Below are 9,179 nucleotides of genomic sequence, written 5' to 3' on the forward strand. Positions count from 1 at the left end.
GTCCAATGTCGGAGAGCGCGTGTTCTTCTCCTCGATCTGGGAGGGCCTGATCTCGAAGAACTGGCGCGGCAGCCTCGAGGCCGTGCCGGGGCTCGCCACCGAATGGCGCCGCATCGACGACCAGACCGTCGAGGTGAAGCTGCGCCAGGGTGTGAAATTCCACAATGGCGACGAGATGACGGCGGAGGACGTCGTCTTCACCTTCAGCCGCGCGCGCATGTTCGGCGAGACCGAGGCCAAAAGCCGCTCCACCATCCAGGCCTTCGAGAAGATCCCGACGCCGYGGCCGGGCAAGGAATTGCCGCCTGATGTGCCGGCGGTCGCACGCCGGATCTGGCCGGACCTCGTACGCGTCGACGCCGTCGACAAATACACGGTGCGCTTCTACAACGCGACGCCGGACGTCACGATCGAAGGCCGGCTGTCGCGTTACGGCTCCGACATCGCGAACCGCCGCGCCTGGGACGAATCCGCAAGCTATCTCGACTGGGCGCGCAAGCCGATCACGACCGGGCCCTACAAGGTCGTCGAGCTCAAGCCCGACGTGTCGCTGACGCTGGAAGCGCATGACGAATATTGGGGCGGCCGCCCGCCGCTGAAGCGCATCCGCTTCCTCGAAGTGCCCGAAGTCGCGAGCCGCATCAACGGGCTGCTCTCGGGCGAGTACCAGTTCGCCTGCGATATCCCGCCGGACCAGATCGCCGGCATCGAGAAGAACGCCGCATTCGAAGTGCAGGGCGGCACCATCCTCAACCACCGCCTGACCGTGTTCGACAAGAACCACGCCCAGCTCGCCAATCCGCTGGTGCGCCGCGCCTTCACCCACGCGATCGACCGTCAGGCGATCGTCGACAGTCTGTGGGCCGGCCGCACCCGGGTGCCGAAGGGCCTTCAGTGGGAATTCTACGGCGACATGTTCAACGCCGACTGGAGCGTGCCGGCCTATGATCCGAAGCTCGCGCAGGACCTGCTGAAGCAGGCCAACTACAAGGGCGATCCGATTCCCTATCGCCTGCTCAACAACTACTACACCAACCAGGTCGCGACCGCGCAGGTCCTGGTCGAGATGTGGAAGTCGGTCGGCCTCAACGTCCAGATCGAGACCAAGGAGAACTGGTCGCAGATCATGGAGCGTGCGCCGACCCGCGCGGTGCGCGACTGGTCGAACTCGGCGGCCTTCAACGATCCCGTATCGTCGCTGGTTGCCCAGCACGGCCCGAACGGCCAGCAGCAGCAGATCGGCGAGTGGACCAATGCCGAGCTGAACACGCTCTCGGAGTTCCTGGAGACCTCGACCGACCGCGCGGCGCGCAAGAAGGCGTTCCGCCGTATGCTGGAGATCGCCGAGCGCGAAGATCCCGCCTACACGGTGCTGCACCAGAACGCGACCTTCACGGCCAAGCCGAAATCGATCAAGTGGAAGGCATCGCCGGCCTTTGCGATGGATTTCCGCGCCGGCAATYTCGAGGCGTGATCCGTGACAGCGCTGATCAGCATCGAGCGCCTGAGCGTCGCCTTCGACGGTGTGCCGGTCTTGCGCGGTGTCGATCTCGCCTTGCGCAAGGGCGAGGCCTTGGGCCTCGTCGGCGAGTCCGGGTCCGGCAAGTCGGTCACCTGGCTTGCCGCGCTGGGCCTGTTGCCGCGGCACGCACGCGTTTCGGGCTCGGTTCGTCTCGACGGACGCGAGATCCTTGGCGCGCCGGCCGCCGAGCTCGACCAGGTGCGGGGCGGGCGCGTCGCCATGATTTTCCAGGATCCGGCGAGCGCGCTCAATCCGGTGCTGACCATCCGCAAGCAGCTTTGCGAGGCCTTGGCGCTGCATCGCGATCTCTCGGGCGAGGCGGTGAAGGCGGAAGCGCGGCGGCTGCTCGATCTCGTCGGCATCCCCGACGCAGGCCGGCGGCTCTCCGCCTATCCGCATGAATTTTCCGGCGGCCAGGTCCAGCGCATCATGATCGCGATGGCGCTGGCCGGAAATCCCGACCTGCTGGTCGCGGACGAGCCGACCACTGCGCTCGACGCCACCATTCAGGCGCAGATCCTGGAACTGCTGTCGTCGGTCCGCCGCGAGATGGGCATGGCGATGGTGCTGATCAGCCACGATCTCGGCGTCGTCGCCGAGAACTGCGACCGCGTCGCGGTGATGTATGCCGGCAGCATCGTTGAGGAGGCGCCGGCCAACCAGCTCTTTGCCGATCCCGTGCACCCCTATGCGCAAGGCCTGATCGGTGCGCTGCCGCCGCTCGATGGACCGCGCCGGCGCCTGACCGCCATTCCGGGGACGGTGCCGGATCCGGCGACGATGCCGAGCGGCTGCGCCTTCGCGCCCCGCTGCGCCCTCGCGGCCGAGCCGTGCGGCCTGGTGGCGCTGAGCCTGGCGCCGATCGCCGACGATCGCGCCGTCGCCTGCATCCGCGCCGAGGCCTCGCGCCGCGCGCTGCTCGGGATCGCCGCCGAATGAACGCGCCGCTCGTCGAGGTGTCTTCGATCTCGCGCAGTTACAGCATGCGTTCCGGAATGTTCGGCCGGAGCACGGCCGTCCATGCGGTCGACGGCGTGTCGCTCACGATTCCCAAGGGCGAAACGCTGGGGCTGGTCGGCGAGTCCGGTTCTGGCAAGTCGACCACCGGGCGCATCGTGCTCGGCCTCGAGCCGCCGGATCGCGGTGAGGTGCGCTTCGACGGCAAGCCGATGGCCGCGCCAGGAGCTGTCGCGTGGCGTGCGCAGCGCGCGCGCGTGCAGATGATCTTTCAGGACCCGTTGGGCGCGCTCGACCGGCGCCTGCCGGTGGCTGCGCAAATTCGTGAGCCGCTGGACATTCACGGTGCAGGGACGCCGGCTGAGCGCGAGGAGCGCGTCCGCGAATTGTTGCGTGCGGTCGAGCTGACGCCGGCGCATGGCGCGCGTTATCCGGGCGCGCTCTCCGGCGGCCAGCGTCAGCGCATCGTGCTGGCGCGGGCGCTGGCGACCAGGCCGGATTTCCTCGTCTGCGACGAGCCGGTCAGCGCGCTCGATGTCTCGATCCAGGCTCAGGTGGTGAACCTGCTCGCCGATCTTCAGGCGCAGTTGTCGCTGACGCTGCTGTTCATCAGCCACGATCTGCGCGTCGTCCGGCAGATCAGCAATGTCGTTGCGGTCATGTATCTCGGCCGCATCGTTGAAATCGGCAGCGCCGACGATCTTTTTGCGCGCCCTGAGCATCCGTACACCCAGGCGCTGGTCTCGGCCTCGCCCGCACCCGGCCGCCGCAGCGCGGGCCGCATCGTGCTCGCGGGTGATCCGCCGAACCCGGCGGCGCGTCCCCAAGGCTGTGCCTTCCATCCGCGCTGTCCACGCGCGGTTGCGCGTTGCGCGACCGAGACACCGGCCCTGTCCGCCGTCGGCGGCGACCGGCAGGTCGCATGCCATCTCGTGCCGGGTGCCCAGGCCGAGACGCAGGACGCGGCGTGATGGGACGCTATTTCGCCATTCGTATCGGACGGGCGGCGCTCACGATCGTCCTCGTCGTCACCTTCGCCTTCGTGGTCCTGCGGCTGTCCGGCGATCCCGCGCTGATGATCCTGGGACCGGAGGCGCCGCCGGAAGTGCTCGCTGCCTTCCGCAAGGCCTGGGGCCTCGATGATCCCATCTGGCTTCAATATCTCGACTATTTTGGCGCCATCGCAAAGGGCGAACTCGGCCGCTCCATGCGCGACGGACGGCCAGCGATCGAGCTCGTGCTGGAGCGGATCCCGGCGACGCTGGCGCTGACCTTGCCGGCGTTCGCGTTCAAGGTCGCGCTCGGCATTCCCGCCGGAATCTACGCCGCGCTGCATCGGGGATCGGCGATCGACCGCGCCGTGATGATGGCCGCGGTGGCCGGTTTCACCGTGCCGAGCTTCGTGCTGGCGCTGCTGCTCGTCCTGGTCTTTGCCGTGCAGCTTGGCTGGCTGCCGTCGGGCGGACAGGAGAGCTGGCGCCACGCCGTCCTGCCGATCGCAACCCTGAGCCTCGGCGGTGCCGCGGTGCTGGCGCGCTTCACCCGCAGCGCGATGCTGGAAGTGCTGGGCCAGCCCTATATCCGCACGGCGTCGGCGAAAGGCGTGCCCTGGCACAGGGTCGTGACGTCGCACGCGCTGCCGAACGCGGCGATCCCCACCGTCACCATTCTCGGCTTCATGGTGGGAACGCTGATCGCGGGCGCCGTCGTGGTCGAGAGCGTGTTCTCGTGGCCGGGAGTAGGGCGCCTGCTGGTGGTTGCCGTCGCCAACCGTGACCTCGCCGTGGTGCAATGCATCCTGCTGCTGGTCGCGCTGACCATGGTCACGTCCAATTTGATCGTCGACTTCCTCTATGGCTTCCTCGATCCGCGGCTGCGCGCCAAGGGAGCACATGCATGACCGACGCGACGCTGAAGGACACCGCCATCCGTCGCCGCATCAGCCTTCCGCCGATTCCGGTCTCGGTTGCGCTCGCGGCCGGCTGGATCATCACGATGCTGGTGATCGCAGCCTTCGCCGAGAAGATCGCGCCCTATGGCTACACCCAACTCGACCTGCGTAACCGGCTCGCCGCACCTGGCAATGTCGCGCACTGGCTCGGCACCGACGAGCTCGGCCGCGACGTGCTGTCGCGGCTGCTCGTCTCGATCCGCATCTCGCTCCTGATCGCCTTCGGCGCGACCGCGATCTCGGCCATCGTCGGCACCACGCTCGGCTTCCTCGCCGCGCATTTCCGCGGGTTCGTCGAGCAGCTCGTGCTGATGCTGTCCGACTTCCAGGCCAGCATGCCCTTCCTGATCATGGCGCTCGCCGTGCTCGCCTTCTTCGGCAACTCGCTGCCGCTCCTGATCGGCCTGATGGGATTTTTTGGCTGGGAGCGCTACGCCCGCATCGCCCGGGGCCTTGCCATCTCCGCCAATGCGCAAGGGTACGCGGCCGCGGTCCGCCAGCTCGGCGCGACGCCGCCTCGGATCTATCTGCGCCACATCCTGCCCAACATCGCCTCGACCCTGATCGTCTCGACGACGCTGGTCTTTCCCGAGGTGATCCTGATGGAGTCCGGCCTGTCCTTCCTCGGCCTCGGCGTGCAGCCGCCGATGACCAGCCTCGGCAACATGGTCGGCTACGGCCGCGAATACCTGACCCGGGCGCCCTGGATCATGCTGGCGCCGGCGACCACGATCGTGGTGACCACCCTGGCGGTGTCCGTGATCGGCGACTGGCTGCGCGACCGGCTCGATCCGACCCTGCAATAGCCCGACTGGCGCCGAACTGCCCGAGCTTCTAGCTCGGGATATCGAGCTTCTTGCCGCGCCCGAGCGCGAATTGACCGACCGGGCCCTCTATATGGAATTCCAGCTCCGTCATTGTCGCGAACAGATCGATGTTGGTGCTCCCGATGGCGCAGCCGCCGAGGTCCATATCGGTCGCGGCCAGGTAAAACGTCTGGATCAGGCTGCCGACATCCTTCAGGATCAACGAATATGCGATTGAGCTGTATTTCCAGGAGACGCGCCCAAATCGCGCCGCGATCGTGATCAGGATTTGTGGCTGACCCGGCGCGTCCATGGCGAACTGGGCTGCCACCGAGTGTGCCTGGAGTTGTTGGGTGGAGGCGCTGATCGCCACCAGCGCGTGGCTCCCTGCATCGTAGTGGTAGAGTCCGCGCGCAAGCCCTTCGCAGTTCGAGACCGTCAGGTACAATTCCAGCTCGTAGGCGCTGCCCGCCGACGGATAAGGCCTCGTGCTGTAGGTGACGTCGGGACCGCCGTCAAAATACGGGCCGCTCTTCCATTCGGACACGACGCGCGCGGTGGTGTCGAGAAACTGCGCGAGTTCGCCGAGCGTGACAGGATTCTTGTCGTCGAAATCCCGTGTTGAGTGGCGTTCGCGCAACAGCTTCGGGAAGAGAGAGTTCRGCTCCGGGGAGGAGAATTTGCGCAGGTCGATCTTGCTGCCGGGCCAGGGCGGGCGCACCGCAGGAGGCGGCGGAACGACGCTCGCATAGCTGAAGGCGGCGCCGACCGGATTGGCTTGCCGGCCCTCCGTGCTCCGCGTGTGAAACACCAGATCATGGAAATCCCAGAGAACGAGATTGCCGTCGCCTTCATTCACGCGCAGGCCGTCGCCGAGTTTCGCATCAAGCTTGAGCAGGATCTGGCTGTCCAGCAACAGTTCGAGCAGATGGAGGGTGGAGGAAGCGACCTTCTGGTTGAGCTTGCCGATCTTCTGAGGCTGCGACAGAGCAGCAAGGGTGGCGGCGATGGCGGGATCGCCAATCCGGAACAGCGCGCCGGCGCGTGGCGATTCCAGCACCATCTCGTTGCCGCGCCGGCGCAGATAGGCAAAGCGCGACAACACGACGGTATCACGGCTGCCCAGCTTCGCGCGTCGCGGCCAGTAGTCGGGGACTTGAGGCTCGATGACCACGCGGTCCCGCTCGTCACGCGAGGAGGAGAGGCGATATTCCAGAAGCCCCTGCCGGGCCAGGCGATGCACCAGGGCGTCGATTTCCCTGGCGAGGATGCTCTTGCCTGCAAAGGAAGCGAGCGGAAGACCGGTGCTCAGATGTCGCGCGCGGTCCATCGCGGCCTCGCTGAATTGTCCGAGGTTGACGGAATAGTCGCCCAGCGAGGCGGCGATGTTTCCGTCCGTCTGCATCTGGAGGGAGAAGCGATGGCTCAATCGGGCAGCAATGTCTGGCGCGATCTTCCTGGTCGGTTTTTTCCTGGGAGTGCGCACGAAAGAGCAACCCTTCAGGTGTGTGGAAGGAATGAAGTCAGATCGTTTTCCGGTCGCGGCCGGTCCAACAATCCGAGCTTCACCGGCACATCGTAAAGGCGGCCCGGTGCGAAGCGGCGATAGAAATGACGCAGGCCGGGAACGAGCACTCTGACCACTGGAACCTCGACGTCGGGACGTGTCTGGTCGAGGACGAGGAAATCGTAGCCTGCACGGGCGGCGATCTCGACGCAGGCAATGACCTGGTCACGCGTATTGTCGTGGAGCTTGAGGCTCGGCGCCGGGGGGACGATCGGGCGGTGGCTCGGTGTCAGGAACGGGTAGTCTTCCAGGCGCAGCGGCGTGACACCGTCAAGTGTCGGCTTCTCGCCGCTTGCGCCGCCCATCATGCCGACGGACATAAATTGGGTCAGCTCGGTGAGGGAGCGCAGCAGGGCTATGTGCCGGTCGAAATGCGCGCCGGAGCCGAACTCGATATTTTCGTGTCCATTCTGCATCCAGTGCATGATCGCCACGTAAGTCGGAATGCCGAGGTCCGTGGTGATGTCGAGCACCCACAGCTTGCGCCTGGCTTCCGCAAATTGAGCCTGGAGATCCCGAACATAGAAATCGTCGAATTGCTCGAGATCGACCTGGGCGCGCTGCACCCGGTTATACCACCAGATCGCGTAGGCATCGCGCTCGATCAGTTCGAGGAAGCCCTGAACGATGGCTTCGTCGCGGGTGTTGCCGGCCGCGCAGCCGTTGGAATCCGTATGAAAGCCGCCATAGAAGAAGTACAGGAGGCCGGTCGGCAGATATTTGAAGCGTTTGTCGCGCAACGATGAGACCGGCGACCACTCGATCCTCGTCGAGGGATCGAACGGCTCGGGAACCGGATGGGGATCGTCCGGTTGCTGGAGAAACCTGTTCTTGAACTGCGTTGCGCTGAAGAGCTGGACGTCGTTGGGAAGAAGCGCGTCGCCAGGCGCGAAATCGGCAAATCGACGCGTCGTCCTGATCTCATCGCCTTGGAAAATGCCCGAATAGCGTTCGATCGACTCCATCAACGCGCTGGCTTCGCCCTGCTCAGCAGTCGAGCCCTTGCCAAAACTGCCCCCGCTCAATCCGGACCTGAGCTGGTCGATGCTGTGGGCCGGCGCGGAGAAATTGTGCTGGGCGAAGTAGTTGGTGTTCATCGGCAGATCGACGTCGATTCGTTCGAGCCTGGTCACCACCCCTGTCAGTGGGCTCACATGTTTGCGGAAGCGCGACACCGTCGACCGCGACGTCACGGTGCGATATCCACCGCTGGTCATGACGAGCCTCTTGCCCTCGGCAATCTCGACCAGGGCCGGAGATCGGCGCGGGTTGTTCAGCTTCCTGCTGCCGCAGGTCGGACATTGCGGACGTCGTGTCACGTAGTGCTTGGCGATGGCGGCGCCGGTCAGGTCGAAGCTTGCGATGTGATCGCACAAATCGGTGCGAAAATCCGAGGCAATTGCCTTGGCGATCTCGACGGCCGCAAAATGGATTCCAGCCTGGCCGACGCTTTCTCTGACGAGCGGCGATATGGCAACCGCAAGCGCCGGTCCCCGGTCGAGAAACCCCTTGATCTCCCGGTTGCGGATCATGCGATCGAACAGGCAGGTCCAGCAGGCGCTCTCGCCCGCTTTGAACACGGGCCCGACCAGCGGAAACGGGCCGGATGGCTGTACCAGCAACCAGGGCGTCTTGCCTGCCACACGTTCCTGGTTCAGTTCAGCAAGTCGCCGGTCGAGATAGTCGTTCGTCAGCGTGATCGTGAGCTTCGGCGCTCGCTTGGCGATTTGAACCCCGAGCTTGCTCAACGCCGCGGTCAGCTCCCTGGCGCCTTTGACGTCAATCGACTCGACCTGGACGGGGCAATTGCGAAAATTGTGTTCCGCGATCTCCAAAGACAGGCCGAGGCTTGCCAGGAAACCGCCGACGGCATCGTCGAATGCTTTCGGGGTCCGCGCTACGACATATCGGCGATCGAGCAGCCGCTTGATCGCTTCCTCGATCTTATCGGCCGGGAAGCGCTTCGAAAGCTGGCGAATGATCTGCGGCCTGGCGTTGCCGTGTTTTCCGATCGCAGTGGCCAAGGCGCAGTAGAGTTCGCCGTGCAGGAAGAATTTGCGATCCTCGGAATAGAGGCAAACCGCATCGGGAGGCAGTACATAGGCGGTAAAGTTCGGTGCAAATCGGAGGAGGTCTTTGCGGGTCTGCCGCGGGACGCGGGTCTTGCTATTGGCATTCATTGCGTCAGCACGCTGATCCGGTTGCCGTTACGTCAGATCGCCGGCGCAAGACGGTTCGTCGTGCCCGCGCGCTGGAATTTTCCCACAGAATTGAATCGAATTCGGCTGTCACCCGCAAGCCGCCGATGCAAGCGTCGTAGCGAAATCAAGCAACTGGCCGGCCCCTTTCTTGAGGCCGGCCAATGACCTATCAACC

The 9,179-nt window shown here is 65.2% G+C and carries 7 protein-coding genes; 5 read left to right on the plus strand and 2 right to left on the minus strand.

The window, feature by feature from the left end; all coding sequences use genetic code 11:
* The 5 genes from ACXJL8_RS24905 to ACXJL8_RS24925 form a co-directional block, all read left to right on the plus strand.
* Nucleotides 1–1,474 (plus strand): ABC transporter substrate-binding protein (locus ACXJL8_RS24905; protein ID WP_456685761.1); only part of this gene is annotated, 1,474 nt, incomplete at its 5' end.
* A 3-nt stretch (nucleotides 1,475–1,477) separates the two neighbouring features.
* Complete coding sequence (locus ACXJL8_RS24910; protein WP_456619003.1) at nucleotides 1,478–2,461, plus strand: ABC transporter ATP-binding protein; 984 nt, start codon at nucleotides 1,478–1,480, stop codon at nucleotides 2,459–2,461.
* On the plus strand, nucleotides 2,458–3,450 hold the full coding sequence (locus tag ACXJL8_RS24915) for an ABC transporter ATP-binding protein (RefSeq protein WP_456619004.1): 993 nt from the start codon (nucleotides 2,458–2,460) through the stop codon (nucleotides 3,448–3,450). The genes ACXJL8_RS24910 and ACXJL8_RS24915 overlap by 4 nt, the downstream gene beginning before the upstream one ends.
* Complete coding sequence (locus ACXJL8_RS24920; protein WP_456619005.1) at nucleotides 3,450–4,379, plus strand: ABC transporter permease; 930 nt, start codon at nucleotides 3,450–3,452, stop codon at nucleotides 4,377–4,379. The genes ACXJL8_RS24915 and ACXJL8_RS24920 overlap by 1 nt, the downstream gene beginning before the upstream one ends.
* Nucleotides 4,376–5,236 carry an ABC transporter permease gene (locus tag ACXJL8_RS24925; protein WP_456619006.1) on the plus strand — a complete coding sequence of 287 codons (861 nt, stop codon included), beginning with the start codon at nucleotides 4,376–4,378 and terminating at the stop codon, nucleotides 5,234–5,236. Before ACXJL8_RS24920 ends, ACXJL8_RS24925 begins: the two co-directional genes overlap by 4 nt.
* 28 nt (nucleotides 5,237–5,264) lie before the next feature.
* On the opposite strand, the gene ACXJL8_RS24930 is transcribed toward ACXJL8_RS24925, so the two are convergent.
* Nucleotides 5,265–6,641 carry a SagB/ThcOx family dehydrogenase gene (locus ACXJL8_RS24930; RefSeq protein WP_456685762.1) on the minus strand — a complete coding sequence of 459 codons (1,377 nt, stop codon included), beginning with the start codon at nucleotides 6,639–6,641 and terminating at the stop codon, nucleotides 5,265–5,267.
* A 95-nt stretch (nucleotides 6,642–6,736) separates the two neighbouring features.
* Nucleotides 6,737–8,983, minus strand: a complete 2,247-nt coding sequence (locus ACXJL8_RS24935) for a TOMM precursor leader peptide-binding protein (protein WP_456619008.1) — start codon at nucleotides 8,981–8,983, stop codon at nucleotides 6,737–6,739.
* Between the last annotated feature and the right edge of the window lie 196 nt (nucleotides 8,984–9,179).

The sequence above is a fragment of the Bradyrhizobium sp. P5_C11_2 genome (genome assembly GCF_054049755.1).